Annotated in this window: 15 protein-coding genes; 14 read left to right on the top strand and 1 reads right to left on the bottom strand. The window is 72.1% G+C overall.

The window, feature by feature from the left end; translation table 11 throughout:
• The coding region (locus tag C1A33_RS28015) for an LLM class flavin-dependent oxidoreductase (RefSeq protein ID WP_101834763.1) at positions 1 to 1,074 on the bottom strand (1,074 nt) is incomplete at its 3' end.
• Positions 1,075 to 1,486: 412 nt separating this feature from the next.
• Here C1A33_RS28015 and C1A33_RS28010 point away from each other — a divergent pair.
• The 14 genes from C1A33_RS28010 to C1A33_RS27945 all read left to right on the top strand — a co-directional run bounded on the left by C1A33_RS28010 (position 1,487) and on the right by C1A33_RS27945 (position 19,569).
• Positions 1,487 to 1,900: a superinfection immunity protein gene (locus C1A33_RS28010; protein ID WP_101834761.1), complete on the top strand. Its 414-nt coding sequence runs from the start codon at positions 1,487 to 1,489 to the stop codon at positions 1,898 to 1,900.
• Positions 1,901 to 2,735: 835 nt separating this feature from the next.
• Positions 2,736 to 4,412, top strand: a complete 1,677-nt coding sequence (locus tag C1A33_RS28005; RefSeq protein ID WP_101834759.1) for an ABC transporter substrate-binding protein — start codon at positions 2,736 to 2,738, stop codon at positions 4,410 to 4,412.
• Complete coding sequence (locus C1A33_RS28000) at positions 4,409 to 5,596, top strand: ABC transporter permease (RefSeq protein ID WP_101834757.1); 1,188 nt, start codon at positions 4,409 to 4,411, stop codon at positions 5,594 to 5,596. The genes C1A33_RS28005 and C1A33_RS28000 overlap by 4 nt, the downstream gene beginning before the upstream one ends.
• Positions 5,593 to 6,513 carry an ABC transporter permease gene (locus C1A33_RS27995; protein ID WP_101834755.1) on the top strand — a complete coding sequence of 307 codons (921 nt, stop codon included), beginning with the start codon at positions 5,593 to 5,595 and terminating at the stop codon, positions 6,511 to 6,513. The genes C1A33_RS28000 and C1A33_RS27995 overlap by 4 nt, the downstream gene beginning before the upstream one ends.
• Entirely contained in the window at positions 6,510 to 8,306 is a 1,797-nt protein-coding gene (locus C1A33_RS27990; protein ID WP_101834753.1) for a dipeptide ABC transporter ATP-binding protein, read from the top strand. The genes C1A33_RS27995 and C1A33_RS27990 overlap by 4 nt, the downstream gene beginning before the upstream one ends.
• Entirely contained in the window at positions 8,303 to 9,460 is a 1,158-nt protein-coding gene (locus C1A33_RS27985) for an FAD-dependent oxidoreductase (RefSeq protein ID WP_101834751.1), read from the top strand. The genes C1A33_RS27990 and C1A33_RS27985 overlap by 4 nt, the downstream gene beginning before the upstream one ends.
• Before the next feature lie 24 nt (positions 9,461 to 9,484).
• Positions 9,485 to 10,744, top strand: coding sequence for an LLM class flavin-dependent oxidoreductase (locus C1A33_RS27980; protein WP_101834749.1), 1,260 nt, complete (start codon positions 9,485 to 9,487; stop codon positions 10,742 to 10,744).
• A gap of 66 nt (positions 10,745 to 10,810) precedes the next feature.
• Positions 10,811 to 12,055, top strand: coding sequence for an LLM class flavin-dependent oxidoreductase (locus C1A33_RS27975; protein WP_101834783.1), 1,245 nt, complete (start codon positions 10,811 to 10,813; stop codon positions 12,053 to 12,055).
• On the top strand, positions 12,052 to 13,458 hold the full coding sequence (locus tag C1A33_RS27970; protein ID WP_101834747.1) for an NtaA/DmoA family FMN-dependent monooxygenase: 1,407 nt from the start codon (positions 12,052 to 12,054) through the stop codon (positions 13,456 to 13,458). The genes C1A33_RS27975 and C1A33_RS27970 overlap by 4 nt, the downstream gene beginning before the upstream one ends.
• Complete coding sequence (locus C1A33_RS27965; RefSeq protein ID WP_101834745.1) at positions 13,455 to 14,441, top strand: GNAT family N-acetyltransferase; 987 nt, start codon at positions 13,455 to 13,457, stop codon at positions 14,439 to 14,441. Before C1A33_RS27970 ends, C1A33_RS27965 begins: the two co-directional genes overlap by 4 nt.
• Positions 14,428 to 15,216 (top strand): M20/M25/M40 family metallo-hydrolase, encoded by a 789-nt coding sequence (locus tag C1A33_RS27960; protein ID WP_480014793.1) that lies wholly within the window; start codon positions 14,428 to 14,430, stop codon positions 15,214 to 15,216. Before C1A33_RS27965 ends, C1A33_RS27960 begins: the two co-directional genes overlap by 14 nt.
• Positions 15,217 to 15,372: 156 nt before the next feature.
• The gene (locus tag C1A33_RS27955; RefSeq protein WP_243408015.1) at positions 15,373 to 16,026 is read left to right on the top strand and encodes an NUDIX hydrolase; all 654 of its coding nucleotides are present in this window, start codon (positions 15,373 to 15,375) and stop codon (positions 16,024 to 16,026) included.
• 386 nt (positions 16,027 to 16,412) lie between these two features.
• Positions 16,413 to 17,465: a 5'-methylthioadenosine/S-adenosylhomocysteine nucleosidase family protein gene (locus C1A33_RS27950; RefSeq protein ID WP_207770545.1), complete on the top strand. Its 1,053-nt coding sequence runs from the start codon at positions 16,413 to 16,415 to the stop codon at positions 17,463 to 17,465.
• Positions 17,458 to 19,569, top strand: a complete 2,112-nt coding sequence (locus tag C1A33_RS27945) for a DUF5336 domain-containing protein (RefSeq protein ID WP_133150857.1) — start codon at positions 17,458 to 17,460, stop codon at positions 19,567 to 19,569. Before C1A33_RS27950 ends, C1A33_RS27945 begins: the two co-directional genes overlap by 8 nt.
• Positions 19,570 to 19,605 lie beyond the last annotated feature (36 nt).

Raw genomic sequence — 19,605 nt, 5'->3', positions numbered from 1 at the left:
CTCGACGAGCTGCAGCGCGGTGCAGATCCGGTCGGAGAGCACCACCCGATCGGGGATCTCACGGCGCAGCACGGGGGCGATGTCGCTCTGGAAGAGCTCGAGCGTCGCGCGATGCTCGGCCGGGGTGAGGCCGTCGGCGTCGACGGGAAGGTGCATCACCTCGTGGCCGAGCCGCTCGTGGTACCGGTGGACCTTCTCGATGATCTGCTGGGGGCTGCCGACGAGGATCGAACTGCGCTCGAGGGCGTCCTCCAGCGTCGGGAAGACCGGCTCCTGCCCCATCCTGCGGAACATGGCGAGGCGGGCCTCGAAGATCGGCCGGTAGCGGGCGATCGCGTCCTGCGAGCGGCGCGCGCCGTAGTACCCGGCGGTGCCCGCGCCGACGAGGATGTCCGCGGGGTCGTGCCCGTAGGCCACCCAACGCTCCCGGTAGTGGCGCACCAGCTCGGCGTACGGCTCGACGGGGTTGGTCACGTTGGCGGAGAACAGCGGGTCGCCGTAGCGGGCGGCGAGGTCCACCGACGCCTCGCTGGTCGCGCTGCCGTGCCAGATCCGGATCTCCGGCTGCAGCGGCCGCGGCCACACCTCGGCCTCGTGCAGCGACGGGCGGAACCGGCCCGACCAGGTGACCTTCTCCTCCCGCCACAGCCGGCGGAACAGCTCGTACGACTCGCGGTTGCGGTCCCACTGGTCATCCGTGGTGACGTGGAACAGCTCCGCCTGCGCCGCGCCGTTGCCCTTGCCGACCATCAGCTCCAGTCGGCCGCCGGAGAGCTGGTCCAGGGTCGCGTAGTCCTCGTAGGCCCGCACCGGGTCGAGCAGGCTCAGGGTCGTGACCGCCGTGAACAGCCGGATCCTCGACGTCCGCGCCGCGATGTGGCTGAGCACCACCGGTGGTGATGAGGAGATGAACGGCCGCTCGTGCCGCTCGCCGACCCCGAACCCGTCGAATCCCAGCTCCTCGGCCAGCACCGCGTTGTCGACCACCTCGCGGAACCGGGCCGTGGTCGACGGGAGCCGCCCGGTGGACGGGTCGGGCGCGTGCACGATCAGGGTGATGGCCAGGAACTTCACGCCTCGCTCCTCCCCCGCGACCCGGCGCCGCTCCGGCGCCGTTCACCGCGGTTCGCCGCGACGACCTGACCGCCGAGGCCGGGCACGCGGGCCGTCGCGGGATCGTCGCCCTCATGCCACACCAGACCGCCGGATGAGCGCAACACTCCGCAACACCGCTGTCATGAGCGGGCAACATCTGGCGCCCGGACCCGGCCTCCGAGCACGCAGCGTGCAGGCCCCTCCGCGCGGACCCCGCTCACCAGCGACTTCCCCGCCGACCACCCAGAGAAAGCCCAGAACCGGTAACTGTGTGTCTACGCAGCGACCTTCACCGAATGCCCGACGCATTCATCGTGTTACTCTTCAGGGGCGTGCAGTCACCCTGCCCGCGACGAGCGCGGCCGCACACGCGAGAGGATCGGGGGATCCCATGAAGGCTGCCGGACTGCTTTTTCTCGTTGTTCTGGTAGCGCTCTACTTCGTCCCGAGCGTCATCGCGATGGTGCGGCAGCGGCAGTCGGCGTCGGTCATCGTGATCAACGTTTTCCTCGGATGGACGCTCATCGGCTGGGTCGTCGCCCTCGCGCTCGCGGTGAGCTCCAACAACGCCAAAGCCGCACCGGGAGCCGCCGGCTATCCCCCGGGCTATCCCCCCGTGCCTCCCCTGCCGCCGGGGTCCACCACACCCCAGCCGTGGTACCCGCAGACGTCCTACCAGCCGAACGGCTCGCCCTGGGACCAGAACCCGACGGCTCCTCAGCAGTACTGGCAGGGGGGGCCGGATCCGTCCCTGGGCGACCCGCGCAATCCGCAGACACCCGGCGGCTCGCTTCCACCCTCCTGAACCGCCGGCAGGCGGTCGGGGGCGAGAGGTGGCCGCGGCCGGAGGTGACGAGGGCACCGGCGGGGAGCCCCGGCGCCGGAGAGGGATCCCGCGCGATCGACCGCCGGCCAGGTGCCGCGAGGGCCTCGGACCCCACGCCAGCCCGCCACAGACCCTCCGCTGCAACACAAGCGAAATCTTTACCAAACCGGTGGACAATGTGCACAGTGGCCGCTACGTTCGTGCAGGTCGGCCGGCCGGCTGATGATCGAGGACAAGCCCGCGCCCGCCGCACCGCTGTGGTTGTGATCGCGGCGGACGGATGGTAGGCGCGGCTCGCCCCGAGCCCGACGAAGGAGACGAGGGCATGGCCGGAGCGAGGCGTCACGCCTGTGGCCGCTCCACCACCATGCGTCCCGTCTCGGTCGCCGGCGCCGTGCCAGGCCTGCGTCCCGCGCGGGTGGCGCAGGTACTGACCCGGCGACTGCCGATCGACCTTCACCGTTCCTCCAGCTGCCTCTGTTCGAGTACTCCTCGCGCCGCGCGGGTCGGCGTCAGCTTCCCGGGCTGACGTCCGCCGCGACCGGCACGGTCAGCACCCGCCGGCCTGGCCGGAGCCGCGCCGTGGCCGACCGGTGAGACGCGGGCCCGCCCGCCCGGTCCTCCCCTGCGCCCTGCGGCACGCCATGGCGGATGCCCACGCACCCGTCAGCCCGGCACGCGGCCCTCGCCTTCCCGAACCGACCTTCCGGCTGTCCGTTTTCACCCCGCGGGCGGCATCGTCGCCGCCTCATACGTCGGCGGCCCCTGGAACCGTCCCCGTCCTTTCGCACGTCCCAAGGAGAACGAGTACACGATGGCCAGCACCGTCTTCGGCCTCAGGAAGGGCGGAAAAAGACGCCCCCTGATGCTCGCCGCCACCCTGTCCGCGGCGCTCGTGCTGGCGGCCTGCGGTTCGGGCGGCGGTTCCACGGGCGGCGCGGCCGGCGCGGCCGGTTCCCCGGTGCGCGGCGGGACGTTGACGTTCGCGATCAACTCCGACGGCAACTGCCTCGACCCGCACCAGAGCCCGGCGGACGTCGACGGCTTCTTCGCCCGGTCGATCGTCGACTCGCTGGTCGCGCTGAGCGACGACGGCACGCTCTCCCCCTGGCTGGCGAAGAGCTGGACCGTCTCGGCGGACCAGAAGACGTACTCGTTCGTCCTGCGCGACGACGTCACCTTCAGCAACGGCGAGAAGTTCGACGCCGCCGCGGTGAAGGCGAACCTTGACCACATCGTCGCCCCGACGACGAAGTCACAGCTGGCGGCCGGCACCATCGCGACCTACACCGGCACGACGGTGATCGACGCGACCCACGCCGAGGTCCGCTTCAGCGCCCCGAACTCGGCGTTCCTGCCATCGCTTGCCACCGCGTACCTCGGGATCGAGGCGCCGAGCACGCTGAAGAAGCCGCCGGCGGACCTCTGCACGAAGATCGTCGGCAGCGGGCCCTTCATCAGCACCGGCGGCTATGTCAAGGGCAAGGGCATCGACTACGTCCGCAACGACAGGTACAACTGGGCGCCGGGGAACGCGAAGCACACCGGCCCGGCACACCTGAACGCGCTGTCGATCCGCTCCATCCCGGAGGACTCCTCCCGCTACGGGGCGCTGACCAGCGGCCAGGTCGACGCGATCGCGAGCGTGCCGCCGGTGAACGTCGCGGCGCTCAAGCGCACGCCGGGATTCACGATCCAGACGGCGGCCGCCCCGGGCGGCAACTACAACTACTACCCGAACACCACCCGCGGGCCCTTCACCGACGTCAAGGTCCGGGAGGCGTTCCGGGTCGGCATCGACTGGTCGACGATCGTCCAGAAGCTGTACTTCGGCGTGTTCCCGCCGGCCCGGGGGCCGCTGTCCCCGTCGACGGTCGGCTATGACAAGACGATCGAGTCGTCCTACGCCTACGACAAGGCCAAGGCGAACCAGCTCCTCGACCAGGCGGGCTGGACCGGCCGCGACGGCCAGGGCTACCGGACGAAGGACGGCGAGCGGCTCACCCTCGTCCACCCGTTCCTCAAGGAGTACACCCGCGAGCAGCGCGACGTCGTCGCCGACCAGGTCCAGGCCGCCGCGAAGGACATCGGCATCGAGGTGAAGACGGAGAACCCCGACTACGCCGGCTTCCTCAAGAACGTCATCGCCGGTGACTACGACCTGCTCGACATGAGCTGGCAGCGGGCCTCGCCGGACGCGCTGCGCACTCTGTTCGGCAGCGCCGCCGTGCCGAAGACCGGCTTCGCCACGAACCTGTCGCGGTTCACCGACCCGGCCCTCGACAAGATCTTCGCCGACGCCCTGAACACCACCGACCTGACCCGCCAGGCGCAGCTCTACGGCGACGCGCAGCAGCGCATCACCGCCGCCGCCGCCGTCTTCCCGGTCTACGTGTTCCACTACGTCCTCGGGTCGAGCACGAAGGTGCAGGGGCTGCGCTTCGAGCCGCAGGCGTTCCCGCTGTTCTACGACGCCTGGACGACCAGGTGAGCATCGCCCTCGTGGCGGACGGGCGGCGCGCAGGAGGCCTCGCGGTCTCCTCCGCCGGCGCGGTCGGGCTCGCCGTCGCCCGGCGGGTCGGCTACGCGGTGCTCGTGCTCTGGGGCGCGGTCACCGTCACCTTCACCGCGCTGCACCTGAAGTCCGGCAGCACCGTCGACGTGATCATCGGGCAGTCGCCGGTCAGCCCCGAGGTCAGGGCGCAGATCATCAGCGACTACGCGCTGGACAAGCCCTGGCTGGTCCAGTACTTCGACTACCTCGGGCACCTGCTGCGCGGCGACCTCGGCCATTCCTACAACCAGGGAATGGACGTCACGTCCGCGATCGGCGAGCAGATCCTGCCGTCGTTCGAGCTGATGGCCGCCGCCATCGGGCTCGCCCTGATCGGGTCGGTGACGGTGGCGGTGCTGACCGCGGGCCGGCCGCGCTGGATCCGAAGCCCGTTCTCCCTGCTGGAGATCGTCGGCGTCGCCGTGCCGGCGTTCTGGCTGGCGATCCTGCTGCTCACCGTGTTCTCCTTCCAACTGCACTGGTTCCCGGCGATCGGCGCGAACACCGCCCGCGGCCTGGTGCTGCCCGCCGTCGCCCTCGCCGCCGCCCCGGGCGCGACGCTCGCGCAGATCCTGCGCAACGGCCTGGAGCGCACACTCGACGAACCGTTCGTGACGACGGCCCGCAGCCGCGGCATCGGGGAGGCGGCGGTGCTGGTCCGCCACGCCCTGCGGCACGCCCTGATGCCGGCGATCACCATCGCCGGCTGGATCGCGGGCGCGCTGCTCGGCGGCGCGGTCGTCATCGAGAACGTCTTCTCCCGCCAGGGGCTCGGGTCGCTGACGGTCGGCGCGCTCGGCCGGCGGGACTTCCCCCTGATCTCCGGCGTCGTGCTCGTCGCGGCGTCGTTCTATGTCGTCGTCAACCTGCTCATCGACGCCGCCTACCCGCTGCTCGACCCACGGCTGCGCCCCGACGCGACGATCAGCCCCACGCCGGTCGCCGGCGCCACGGACGTCACCACCACGGCCACCACGGCCGCCCCGACCGCCCCGACCGCCACGGCCACCGCCACGGCCGCCACCGCCGCGCCGGCCGTCTCCGCCCCGGCAGGTGGCGGCGACCCGACGCCGCCGCGGTCACCATCGACGACCGACCCGAACCAGGAGGGTCGAGGATGACCACCGCACCCCCTGACCTGGCCGCCTCCGTGGCCGGCGGCGCGCAGCCCGTCGACGGCACCACGAGCGTGCCCGCGGCCGGTGCGCGCGGGCGCTGGTCGCGCGCACGCCCGACGCGGCCCGGGGTGGTGCTGAGCTTCGCCTTCCTGGCGCTGCTGGTGGTCGCGGCGATCTGGCCGGGGCTGTTCACCGGCACCGACCCGAACGCCGCCGACATCGCGCAGACCCTGCGCGGACCGGGCGCGGGTCACCTGCTGGGCACCGACCAGAACGGCCGGGACATCCTCGCCAGGATCGTCCACGGCACCCGGCCGTCGTTGCTGATCGGGCTGACCGCGTCGGCGTTGGCACTTGTGGTGGGCGCGGCGATCGGCGTCGCGGCGGCGCAGGGCGGCCGGCTGGTCTCGGCCTTCTTCGACTGGCTGCTGAACGTCATCCTGAGCATCCCGGGCCTGCTGCTCGCGCTGCTGGTCATCGCGGTCCTCGGCCCCGGCACTCGCAACTCGATCATCGGTCTGAGCCTGATACTGCTCCCCGGCTTCGCCCGGGTGGTCCGCGGCGAGGTGCTGCGCATCCGCGCGTCGGTCCACCTGGAGGCCGCGCGGGCCCTCGGCTGGCCCCAGCGCCAGGTGATCCTGCGCCATCTGGTGCCCAACGCGCTGGCGCCGGTCCTGATCCTGGCGACGATCGGGGTGGGCTCGGCGATCGGACTGGGATCGACGTTGAGCTTCCTCGGTCTCGGCCCGCAGCCGCCGACCGCCGAGTGGGGCGCGATGCTGGCCAGCAGCCGCACCTACTTCTCCGTCGCCTGGTGGCCGGCGATCTTCCCCGGCATCGTGATCACTCTCACCGTGCTGACCATCACGGTCGCCGGTCAGTTCCTGCAGGCTCGACTCGAAGGTCGCGGCGCCCGATGACGACGAACAACGGCACCGCCCCGGTGCGCACCGCGAAGCCGGGTGACACCGCGATATCGGGCGCTCGCGGCGGGGCCCTGGTCGACGTCGCGGACCTGCACGTGCGGTTTCGGCTGGGCCGGCGCACGGTGGACGCCGTGCGCGGCGTGTCGTTCCGGATCGACCCCGGCGCGTCCGTCGCGATCGTCGGGGAGTCCGGCTCCGGCAAGAGCGTCACCGCCCGCAGCCTCGTCGGCCTGGTGGGCAGCGGCTCGCAGGTGCGTGCCGCACGCCTGGTCGTTGACGGCGGGGACGTCCGGGACGTCCCACAGCGCCACTGGCGGACGCTGCGCGGGCGGCGGGTCGGATTCGTCCTGCAGGACGCGCTGGTCTCCCTGGACCCGGCCCGCCGGATCGGCGCCGAGATCGGCGAGACGCTGCGGGCTCACCGGGTGGTACCGCCGCGGGAGGTCGACGCACGGGTGGTCGAGCTGCTGCGCGAGGTCGGCGTGCCCGAGCCCGAGGCCCGCGCCGGCCAGTATCCGCACCAGCTCTCCGGCGGTCTGCGGCAGCGGGCCCTGATCGCGTCGGCGATCGCCGCCGACCCCGCGCTGCTCGTCGCCGACGAGCCGACGACCGCGCTGGACGTCACCGTGCAGGCGCAGATCCTCGACATGCTCGCGCGGCGCCGCCGGGCCGGGACGGCGCTGCTGCTCATCAGCCATGACCTGGCCGTGGTGTCCCAGGTGGCCGACCACGTCTACGTGATGAAGGACGGCGTGTTCGTCGAGCACGGCCCGACCCGCCAGGTGCTCGACGATCCGCGCCACCCCTACACCCGCCAGCTGCTCGCCGCGGCACCGGTCGCGCACGCGCGCGGTACTCGGCTGTCCCCCCCGCCCGCCAGCCCTGACGGACGGCCGTCGAGCGCGCGGGTCACGTCGGTCGGCACGGGCGCGGGGCCGTCCGGCCCGGTGGCACAGCCGCGGGCGGTGGCACAGCCGCGGGCGGTGGTCGGTGACGAGGTCGTGCTGGCCGCGCACCATCTGGTGCGTCGATTCGCCCTGGATTCCCGCCGCGTCCTGACCGCCGTCGACGACGTGTCCCTGACGCTGCGGGCCGGGGAGACGCTCGGCATCGTCGGTGAGTCCGGTTCGGGCAAGACGACCACCGCGCGGCTGCTGCTCGGCCTGGAGCGGGCCGACGCCGGCACGGTCGAGGTGGACGGCACCGCCTGGGGCGATCTCGACGCCCGTGCCCGCGCCCGGCTGCGCCGGCACATCCAGGTGATCTACCAGGATCCGCTCAGTTCGTTCGACCCGCGCTACCCGGTCGGGCGGATCATCGCCGAGCCGCTCGCCGTCGCCCGAGTGCCCCGCGCGCGGCGACGGGAGCGGGTGCTGGAGCTGCTCGACCAGGTGGGTCTGGCCCGGGAGGTGCTCGACCGCCGGCCGCGCCAGCTCTCCGGCGGGCAGCGCCAGCGGGTGGCGATCGCCCGCGCGCTCGCGCCACGGCCCAGGGTCATCGTCTGCGACGAGCCGGTCTCCGCCCTCGACGTCTCCATTCAGGCACAGATTCTCGACCTGCTCGCGGACCTGCAGGCCGAGCTCGGCATCGCCTACGTGTTCATCTCCCACCACCTCGGCGTGATCTACCACGTCAGCGACCGGGTACTGGTGATGAAGGACGGTCGGATCGTCGAGTCCGGCGACGTCGAGCAGATCTTCCGCAACCCCGCGCACGAGTACACGCGCAGCCTGCTCGCCGCCGTGCCGACCCTCGATCGCCCGGCCACGGCGCAGGTGTCGGCGTGAGCGCTCAGCGGGTCGACGTCGTGGTACTCGGCGGCGGGGCGATGGGGTCGGCCGCGGCCTGGCAGCTCGCGCGGCGAGGCGTCGACACGGTGCTGCTCGAGCGGTTCGCCGCCGGGCATACCCGGGGCGCCTCGCACGGCGCGTCCCGGATCTTCCGCCTCGTCTACCCCGACGTCGGCTACATCCGGCTCGCGCAGCGGGCCCTCGTCGGCTGGCGGGAGCTCGAGGACCTCGCCGGCGTCCCCCTGCTCACCGTCACCGGTGGTCTGGAGCACGGCGCCGACCCCGTCCTCGACCAGGTCGCCGAGGCCGCCGCCAGCGCGGGAGTGGGCGCGCGATGGCTGGCGCCGCGGGACGCCGCGGCGCGCTGGCCCGGGCTGCGCTTCGACACCCGGGTGCTGTTCCATCCCGACTCCGGCCGGCTGCACGCCGACCGCAGCGTGACCGCGTTGCAGGAGAACGCGGCCAAGCACGGCGCCGAGGTGCGACACGAGACGCCGGTCAACACGGTCACGATCCGTGACGAGGATGCCGTCGAGGTCCGCACCGACGACGACGTGTACCTGGCCCGACGCGTCATCGTCGCCGCCGGCGCCTGGACGGCGAAGCTGCTCGGCGGCGTCGTGCCGCTGCCCGCGCTGCGCGTCACCCAGGAGCAGCCCGCGCACTTCGCGCCGCTCGCCCCGGCCGGTGCGGCCGGTGCGGACGGCGGGGGTGCGGCGGACGCCGGCGCCGGCTGGCCGAGCTTCGTGCACCTGCTCGCCGCCGGGACGCGGGAGGCCGTCTCCTTCCACGGCGGGGTCTACGGGCTGTACACGCCCGGCGGGGGGATCAAGGTCGGGTTCCACGGGGTCGGCCCGGTGGTCGACCCGGACCGCCGGGACTTCACCGCGGAACCGACCCAGCTCGCCGCGTTGCGGGAGTACGTTCGGCGGTGGCTGCCCGGAGCGGACCCAGACAGCTACCACCCGATCAGCTGCACCTACACGACGACTCCGGACTCCCACTTCGTTCTGGACCGGCATGGCCCGGTGGTCGTGGCAGCGGGATTCTCCGGCCACGGTTTCAAGTTCGTGCCGGCCATCGGCGCCATCCTCGCCGACCTGGCCATCGAGGGCACCCGCCCTGATCCCCGATTCGCCTCCACCCGCTGATCCGCGGCGCAGAAAGGTCGTACCATGCCCGAGATCCCGCTGGCCGTCCTCGACCTCGTTCCCGTCAGCGACGGCTCGACGCCCGAGGCGGCGCTGCGCAACACCGTCGATCTGGCGCGCCGCGCGGAGGGCTTCGGGTACCGGCGGTACTGGTTCGCCGAACACCACCTGAACCCGGGCGTGCTCGGATCCTCGCCGACCGTGACCATCGCTCTGGTCGCGGGCGCCACCTCGACGATCCGGCTGGGCTCGGCCGGCGTGCAGAGCGGGCACCGCACGCCGCTGTCCGTCGTCGAGGAGTTCGGGCTGATCGGGGCCCTGCACCCCGGCCGGCTCGACCTCGGTATCGGCCGGTCGCTCGGCCGCCCCGACCCGGCGAAGGCCGGACGGGGCGACGGCGGCGGGGGCGACGGCGGCGGCGACAGTGGTGGGGGCGGTGACGGCGGTGGTCGGGCGGTGCCGGCCGAGCCGGCGTTGAGCACCGCCGCGGCGGCCGCGGCCATCTACCGCTCGTCGATCGGGGGCGGCGCCCACACGGCCGACGAGCACACCGCCAACGGCCTGCTGCTGCCCCAGCGCTTCGACGTCACCAAACTGATCAACACGGCGAAGGTCGGGACGCTGCTCGACCTGCTCCAGCAGCCCGGCGCCCACACTCCGCAGTACGGCGAGCAGATCGACGAGATCCTCGCGCTGCTGGCCGGCACGTACCGGAGCGCCGACGGCGTGGAGGCGCACGCCAGCCCCGGCGAGGGCGCCGAGGTGGAGGTCTGGATCCTCGGCGCCTCCGGCGGCTCGAGCGCCGAGGTCGCGGGCGCGCGCGGGCTGCGGTTCGCGGCCTCCTACCACCACAGCCCGAGCACGGTGCTCGACGCGGTGACCGCTTACCGGAACGCGTTCCGCCCGTCCGCGGACCTGGCCGAGCCGTACGTCTCGGTGTCCGCCGACGTCGTCGTCGGCGAGGACGACCAGCGGGCGGCCCGGCTCGCCTCGGGCTACGGCCTGTGGGTTCACAGCATTCGCTCCGGCGCCGGCGCGATTCCCTTCCCGACCCCCGAGCAGGCCGCCGCGCACGTGTGGACGGACGAGGAGCGCGCGCTCGTCACCGACCGCACCCAGACCCAGCTCGTGGGTTCCCCGGCGACGGTGGCGGACCGGCTGGAGCAGCTCCAGCAGGCGACCGGCGCCGACGAGCTGGCCATCACGACGATCACCCACGAGCACGCCGACCGGGTCCGCTCCTACGAGCTGCTCGCCACCGAGTGGCGGCGCCGCCAGCACTGATCCGCCAGCACTGATCCGCCAGCCCCGAGCCCACCCCGCGCGTCCGATCAGAAAGTGGTGATCATGATGTCCGAGACCGACCCGCTGCACCTCGCCGTCGCCCTGGACGGCGCGGGGTGGCATCCGGCCGCGTGGCGCGAGCCGTCCGCCCGCCCGCGGGAGCTGTTCTCCCCCGGCTACTGGCTGGACCTGGTGACGGAGGCCGAGCGCGGCCTGCTGGACTTCGTGACCTTCGAGGACGCCCTGGCGCTGCAGTCCTCCCGGCTCGACGGCACCCCCGACGACCGCGTCGACCAGGTGCGCGGCCGGCTCGACGCGGTGCTCATCGCCGCCCGGGTCGCCCCGCTGACCTCCCGCGTCGGCCTGGTGCCGACCACCTCGGCGCTGTCCACGGAGCCGTTCCACGTCTCCAAGGCCATCGCGACCCTGGACTTCACCAGCGGCGGCCGGGCCGGCTGGCGGGTGCAGGTCGGCCGGGCCGGGGAGACCACGCACCTCGGCCGCCGACCGCCCGGCCCGCCGCTGCGCGCCGACAACCTCGCCAGCCCCGAGGTCCAGGCGTACATCACCGAGTCGTTCGACGAGACGGCCGACCACGTCGAGGTGGTCCGCCGGTTGTGGGACAGCTGGGAGGACGACGCGGAGATCCGCGACGTCGCCACCGGCCGGTTCGTCGACCGCGACCGGCTGCACTACATCGACTTCGAGGGCCGGTGGTTCTCCGTCCGCGGACCGTCGATCACGCCACGCCCACCGCAGGGCCAGCCGGTGGTCACGGCGCTCGCCCACGCCACGATCCCCTACCGCCTCGCGGCCCGCGCCGCCGACATCGTCTACGTGACCCCCCACGACGCGGACCAGGCCCGCGCGATCGTCTCGGAGGTCCGCGACGAGCAGGACCGCGCCGGGCGGGCCGGCGAGACCCTGCACGTCTTCGCCGACCTGCTCGTCGTCCTCGACGACGACGCGAACGCCGCCCGGCAGCGGCTGCGCCGCCTCGACGACCTTCTCGACGCACCACTGCGCTCGGACGCGGCGATCATCGCCGGCTCGCCCGCGGAGCTCGCCGACCTGCTGCTCGACTGGCAGGCCGCCGGCATCACCGGCTACCGGCTGCGGCCCGCCGTCCTGCCGGACGACCTCGAGGCCATCACCCGCGGGCTCGCCCCCGAACTCACCCGCCGCGGCCGGTTCCGCGCGGCGTACGACACCACCACCCTGCGCGGCCACCTCGGCCTGCCCCGGCCGGCCAGCCGCTACGCCACCCGCCGCGACGCGACCACCAGCCGAATCGAGGCCGCAGCCCGATGAGCCGCCCCCGCAAGCGGATCATCCTCGGCCACTACGTCGCCGGGGTGAACCACAGCACCGTCTGGTCGCACCCGGACGCCGGCAGCCAGATCGACTTCGCGTCGTTCCGGCACGCCGCGCAGGCCGCCGAGCGCGGAAAGTTCGACTTCTTCTTCCTCGCCGAGGGCCTGATCCTGCGCGAACGCCTCGGGCAGATCTTCGACCAGGACGTCGTCGGGCGGCCGGACACGCTGCCCGTCCTCGCCTCGATCGCCGCCGTCACCGAGCATCTCGGGCTCGTCGGCACCCTCAACGCCACCTTCAACGAGCCGTATGAGCTGGCCCGCCAGCTCGCGTCCCTGGACCATCTGTCCGGCGGCCGGGCCGGCTGGAACGTGGTGACCTCCTTCGACCCGTTCACCGGGCAGAACTTCCGCCGCGGCGGCTTCCTGCACCGCGACGACCGGTACGTGCGGGCCGAGGAGTTCGTCGCGCTCGCCCGGGCGCTCTGGGACTCCTGGCCCGCCGACGCGCTTGCCGTGGACACCGAACAGGGCCGCTTCCTGCGCGACGCCGGCGCCGGCGCGTTCCGCCACCTCGGCCGCCAGTTCGACGTCGCCGGGCACTTCACCGTCCCGCGCAGCCCGCAGGGCCGTCCGGTGGTGCTGCAGGCCGGCGTCTCCCCGCAGGGCCGGGACTTCGCCGCCGCCACCGCCGACGCGATCTTCTCCCCCTTCCACGAGCTCGGGCCGGCGCAGGAGTACTACCGCGACATCCAGGCCCGGGTGGTGCGCGCGGGGCGGCCGGCGGGCTCGGTGAAGCTGCTGCCCGGCGGCGCGTTCATCCTCGGCGACAGCGCCGCCGACGCCGAGGAGCGGGCCCGTGAGGTCGCCCGCACTCAGGTCAGCGGGCGGACCGCGCAGATCCTGCTGGAGGCCGTGTGGAACCGGGACCTGTCCGGCTACGACCCGGACGGCCCGCTGCCCGACGTCGACCCCGACGTCACCGGGCCGCCGGTGATCCAGGGCCGCGCCCGTAACCCCCAGGACCCGTTCGAGACCGTGCGCGAGTGGCGGGCGCTGGCGGCGGAGCACCGGTACTCGCTGCGTGAGCTCGCGATCCGGGTGTTCGCCCACACCGAGTTCGTCGGCACGCCGACCCAGGTCGCCGATCGGCTCGACCACTTCGTCCAGAACGACGGCTCGGACGGCTTCATCCTCGGCTCGCACCTCACCCCCGGGGGCATCGACGAGTTCGTCGACAAGGTCGTCCCCCTGCTGCAGGAACGCGGCTCGCTGCGGGCCGAGTACACCGGCACGACCCTGCGCGACAACCTCGGCATCCCGCTGCCCGCCGACCTCCACGACGGCCACGCCCACGACGGCCACGCCCACGACGGGATCGCCGCCGAGCCCGCCCGATGACCGGGGTGGTCGCGCGCGAGGAGTCCGCCCGTGGACCCGGCCCGGCCACGGGCGTCGTCCGCGCCCCGGACGCCACAGTCACAGAGCTCGGCGACACAGAGCTCGGCGACACGGCGCCCGCCGTGGCGTCGCACCCGCTCGACAACCCGGCGCTGGGTTCGCTGCTGGGAGCGCACGCGCATCTGGCCGTCCGGCGCGGCCGGGTGCTGCGGTATCCCTCGGACGTCGCGCCGTTCGTCGCCCTGCCGGACGATCCCGACTCCGACACCTGGCGGGACGTGGCGGACCTGCTCAGCCCGGGGGCGATCCTGCCGCTCGTCGACGTCGGGAACGCGGGCCCGCCCGGGTGGGAGGTGCTCGGCAGTGCCGGCGGCGTGCAGCTCGTCGACGCCGACCTCATCGCGGCACCCGACGGCGAGGCCGTCCGGCTCGGCCCGGACGACGTCGAGGACATCCTGGCGCTGATCGAGCGCACTCGTCCCGGCCCGTTCCAGGCCCGCACCATCGAGCTCGGCACCTACCTGGGGATCCGCCGCGGCGGCCGGCTCGTCGCGATGGCCGGGGAACGGCTGCACCCGCCCGGCTGGACGGAGATCAGCGCCGTCTGCACCGACCCGGCGGTGCGCGGCCAGGGCCTGGCCACCCGCCTCGTACGCGCCGTCGCCGCGGGCATCCGCGAACGTGGCGAAACCCCGTTCCTGCACACCGCGGCGGACAACACGGGCGCGATCCGGCTCTACGAACACCTCGGCTTCCGCCTGCGCCGCCAGGTCCGATTCACCCTCGCGCGGGTCCCGGGAACACCGGCGGACGGGCCGCTCCCGTCGAAACCGTTCGCCGATGCCCACGACGCGGGCGCGCCGCACAGCGCCGTCGTGCCCCCGGTTCCGGCCCCGGCCCCGCGCGATGGATCCGACCCGACGCCGCGCGACGGGTTCGCGGCGGACGCCGGCCCCCGCGGCGGGCCGGGTGCAAGGGGATGATCGCACGCCGTCCCGGTCCGACACCGGCCCCGCCACCTCGCCCCTCGGCGGCCCGGCCCCAGGCCCCGTCGCCGAGGTGGTGACGCTGGCCAGCGACCTGATCGCCATCGACACCACCAACGACGGCGATCCGGATACTCAAGGGACGGAGCGGGCGGCGGCGGAGTACGTCGCCGAGAAGCTCGCCGAGGTCGGCTACGAGCCGACCTATGTGGAGTCCGGTGGCCGCGGGCGTGGCAACGTCATCGTCCGCCTGCCGGGCTCCGACCCGGCCCGCGGCGCACTGCTCGTACACGGCCACCTGGACGTTGTCCCGGCGGACGCGAGCGAGTGGACCGTCCACCCCTTCTCCGGGGAGGTCGCCGACGGGTACGTGTGGGGACGCGGCGCCGTCGACATGAAGGGCATGGTCGCGATGACGCTGGCCGTGGCCCGCGGGCTGCGTCGCGAAGGCGTCGCCCCGCCGCGGGATCTGGTCCTCGCGTTCCTCGCCGACGAGGAGGCCGGCGGCAAGCTCGGGGCGCGGTGGCTGGTGGAGCACCGCCCGGAGCTGTTCGAGGGCGTGACCGAGGCGATCGGCGAGGCCGGCGGTTTCTCGATCATCCTGCCGGCAGGCCGGAACCCTGCCATTGTTGATCAATGGGTTCGGTGGGAACCGGGGACGGCGGCGGGACCGGGCCGGTCCACGTCGCCAGCACGTGTCGTCGCATCGCCGTTACGACGGCCGGTCGTCTTCGTCAGCTGTGCCCCGGCGGATCAGGCCTGGGCGGACTGACAATCCCAGCCGTGTCACCAGCCCGGTTGAGGCACATGGAGATCCCTGGGTAGAGCCTGTGACGACACGCCGCCAGCCTGCCCCGCTGACCGAGAGTAATCTCGCGGAATGAACCGCCCCCGTACAACGGTCACGCTCACCGCGGATCTAGTGATCGTGACGATCCGGGCCGGGCAGCTCTGCGTGTTGACAGTGGAACGAGGAAACGAGCCGTTCGCCGGCCGGACCGCGTTGCCGGGCGGTTTCCTGCGGGGACGCGAAAGCCTGGATGAGACAGCCGCTCGGGAGCTGGGTGAAGAAACCGGTCTGGATGCCGAGGCACTGCATCTGCAGCAGGTGGGTGTCTACTCCGCACCGGAGCGGGACCCACGGACACCCCGGGTGATCACGTGCGCCTATCTGGCCATCGCGCCCCACCTGCCTTCCCCCCGGGCTGGTTCCGATGCCCGTGCGGCGAGCTGGCTGCCGGTTACCGAAGCGCGACGGCTGAAGCTCGCCTTCGATCACAACCAGATCCTCGACGATGCGGTGGAGCTCGCACGCGACCAGCTCCAGTTCCGCACGATCGCACCGGCGTTCTGCCGACGTGAGTTCACCATCGCGGAGCTCCGCGAGGTGTACGAGGTCGTTTGGGGAGTCAACCTGGACAAACCAAACTTTCATCGCAAAGTGACCGATGCACCCGGATTCCTCGCCCCAACCGGACGCAAACGACCTACGGGCAACGGCCGCCCCGCCGCGCTCTACCGTGCCGGCCACGCGACGGCGCTGGTCCCGCCCATGATGCGGCCCACGGGCTCCGCTTTCTGACAAGCAGATTTCTGTCCGCAACACAGAAAACCCGCCCGAACCCTTGATGTCACGATGACACGAACGTAGTATGTCGGGTATGGGGTATGGTTGCCGAGCCGGATGACGGCGACCGATTTCCGATGAGAGAAGCGACGGGACGGGCGGCCGAGGCCCGCCGCGAGGAACTCCTGTCGGTTTGCACTGGAGGAACAGACGACCACCTGGTTGAAACGATGTCCGCACGTCTCCGAACTCTCGTGACCCCGCAAGCCATGAGAGCGCTTGCGGCCACCGAAAGGCCGCAGGTAAATCAGTATAGCCGCGAGCGTGACGCCGAGAATCCGGCGACTCCACGCCATGCGCGAGTAGCGATCCGCGCGGTTTTCGTGGCGTAGATCGGCCCGATGCCCGAGCGTCTATTACCGCCGGTTCCTGTCTTGGTTTCGTGCTCGCCTCCCATCGTGCCCAAGGTCGACTTTTCATGGCCGTCGTTCGACGCCATTCCACAGACCTTCATCACACCCGAGGAGCCTCTCATGATTGTCTTCCTGACCGCACTCGGTGTCGAGCACGATGCGATACGGGATCTCCTGACCAAGGTGGAGCAGCGCACGTGCACCGGAGGAACGATCTTCGATGTCGGCGAGCTGGCAGCCCATCCCGGCCGGCAGGTCGCCCTGGGCGTCACCGGTACCGGAGCTCTGGCTGCGGCGACGCTGACGGAACGCGCACTTGCCGCGTTCTCGCCGACGGCGATGCTCTTCGTCGGCATCGCCGGTGGACTGCGGGACTGGCTGGAGATCGGTGACGTCGTCGTCGCAACCAAAATCCACTCCTACCAGGGTGGCCGCAGCGAGGATGACGAGTTCCAGGTGCGACCGAACGCATGGCTGATCTCCCACGAGCTGGAGCAGATCGCCCGCCGGCTGCCGCGCGACCAACGCTGGCACGCCGGTCTGCCGAAGACTGCGGACGGTCACGTTCCCGCCGTTCACTTCGAGGCAGTCGCCGCGGGAGACGTCATGCTGAACTCGAGGACCTCTCCCGAGGCCGAACGCATCCGGCGCAACTTCAACGACGCGGTGGCGATCGAGATGGAGAGTTCGGGTTTCGCGCAGGCGGGCCACCTCCACGGCAGGGCGTCGATGGCGACGGTTCGGGCGATCAGCGATCATGCGGACGGCACAAAGAGCGCCACAGACGGTCGAGGTGGGCAGCGACAAGCCGCCGCCAGTGCCGCCGCCTTCGCGGTCGCCCTCGCGGCGGCCATCAGTGAACGCGGCGAGGACGAAGGCGGTGCCGGCGCCCGCCCGACGACGCGACGGTCAGTGCCCACGGCCCCCGGGACGGTCCGCACGTCCAACACCGCCACCAACAGCCAGGTCGGCACGCAGACCGGCGTCAACACCGGCGACATTCGCGTCACCTGGGCCGGAAGCTGGCCCAGCGGTGACTGACGAGGAGTGGGACTCGGAGGAGTGGGACACAGAGGGCTGGGAGGGACCGCGAGATTCCGTGAACAGCAGCAACACGGCGTCGAACGGGGCCAGGGTCGGTGCTCAGTTCGGTGTGAACCGCGGCCGGGTGGACATCCGGAACAGCCCGACCTACGTCTACCAGGGAGACTCGCCCGAGGAGCAGTGTCGGGTAGCTCTCAACTATCTCAGAGCCGATTCGGCGCGGCCGGCCGAGGAGATTCTGCGCAAGCTCATGTGGGGAGGTCAGCCCACCACCCGGATCGCCTACTACTACACACTGTCCGTTCTCGGCGACCGGTCGGTCTACGAACTCGACAGTGAACTGATCGAGGAGATCAGGAAGGCCCGCGCCTACTGTTCCGACCAGGCGCAGGACTCCTGGTGCCAGGCACAGGACGTGGTGATGGGGCTGTTGCGCTCCCTGCCCCATGGGACGGCCCGGGAGTCCACCGCCGACGCAGAGCAGTGGAACGGTGAATGGGAGGATCTTCTGGCCTTCGACAAGGTGCCGTCGGAACGCCAGGAGGAGATCCGGAGGAGCCTCGCCATGATTGCCAGCGGCCGGGTCAGGGAGCAGCTGGAATCCGGGGTACGCGAGCGGGTAGTTGCGGAGAAGGTTCGGGCCGACCGCGTGCGACGGGTCTGGATGTTCTTCCATCCCGATCCGCTGGAGCCGAAGCTCTACCCCCTTCCTCCCCTGGAGGCACCGCTTCCCAGTTGGCAGTTGATCGCCGGCGGCCCGCTGTTGCTGTGTGCCGGCACGGTGCTGGTCGGCATGAACCACTGGTGGGTGGCGATCATGGTCCTTGGTATTCAATTGGGGGGCGTCCGCCTGCTCGGGCCGCTCGGGGTGGAGTCGAGGGCGCGCCGGCTCGTCGCGGAGGCCGAGGAGCGCAACGCGCAGCGGCTGAGAACATTGCCGGATCCGAGATCCCCGGGGCACTGGGTGTCGAGCGGGCTCGTCCGCGACCTGTGCCGGGTCGTGGAGGACCAGTTCACCGAGGCCCGCCCGCACCGCAACGGCACCTGGGCCGAGCAGACCGTCGAGGTACGGGCGTACCTCAAGGAGAGACTCGTTGCCCAGTACGGCAACTCACAGCGCTCCGCGGACACGGTGGCCTGGCTTGCCCGCTGGCACGCGCGTCGGGCCGCGACGCCGGGCGGCCCGGCCTGGCAGCCGCGAGACCTCGACGAGGCCGCTCCAGCGGGCGACACGATCACCCGACGCCCGCCATGGCTGGGGGCCGTGGCCGCGGTGGCCACGCTTGGAGTGCTGTTCGCCGTCGGGCAGGTGGTTTCGGCCGTGCTTCTGGGTGTCGGCGCGGTCTGGGTCGTCCTCGTGAGCCGGCGGCAGGCCGCGTCACGGCGAGCCATCGCGCTGCGTGAGGACGCACAGCAGCGGCTTCTCGTCGAAGAGCAGCGAGGGCTCGATGAATGGCGGGAGATTCTCGCCGACCGCCCGTCCGACGAGGAAATGGCGCGTTGGCTGGCCATGGACAAGGCTCACGTGCGGTACGAGGCCATCGAGCGCGCGGGTCTTGTCGAACGTGATGTCGTGACGCACGCGGTCATGGTCGAGGGCGCGAAGGGAGCGCGTGCGCTGCGCCTGGCCAGTGGCCCGCCGCGCTACTCGGCGTACACCGTCCGCGTGTTCGTGCTGAGCCACAGTGGAGTTCACGAGGTGAACGCGAAACTCGACTTCCACACCGGCGACATCCTCGACGAGCAGCGGAATCATTTCAGCTACGAGAAGGTGGCATCGGTGAGCGCCCGAGAGAAGGGAGCACGCCGGGTCAGAAACGTGAAGGGCCAGGCCACCCAGAGCGAGAAGCTGCGGGCGGCCGCCGTCACGGTACGGCTTGTCAGCGGCGAGAATGCAGTCTCGGTGCGGGAGTCGTACAGGCGGCCGACCGGCGGTGCCGGCCTCGACGGTCAGGACGAGGACCTGGCCGAACTCGTGTTGCGCGACTCCGGCTTCGAGGGCGTGCTGCGGATACTCGAGTCCGTGGCGTCCGAGGGAGGTGGCTGGATCCGCCGTGACCGGGAACGTCGCGCGCGGTGGGCCCACAGCCTGTTCGACTGATCCGATGCTCCGGCCAGGCGTGCGGACGGATCGCCC

Source organism: Frankia canadensis, from assembly GCF_900197875.1.
In the GTDB taxonomy this organism is placed as follows: Bacteria; Actinomycetota; Actinomycetes; order Frankiales; family Frankiaceae; genus Frankia; species Frankia canadensis.
The sequence above is the reverse complement of the archived record's forward strand: the minus strand, read 5'-3'. Positions and strand labels throughout refer to the sequence as shown.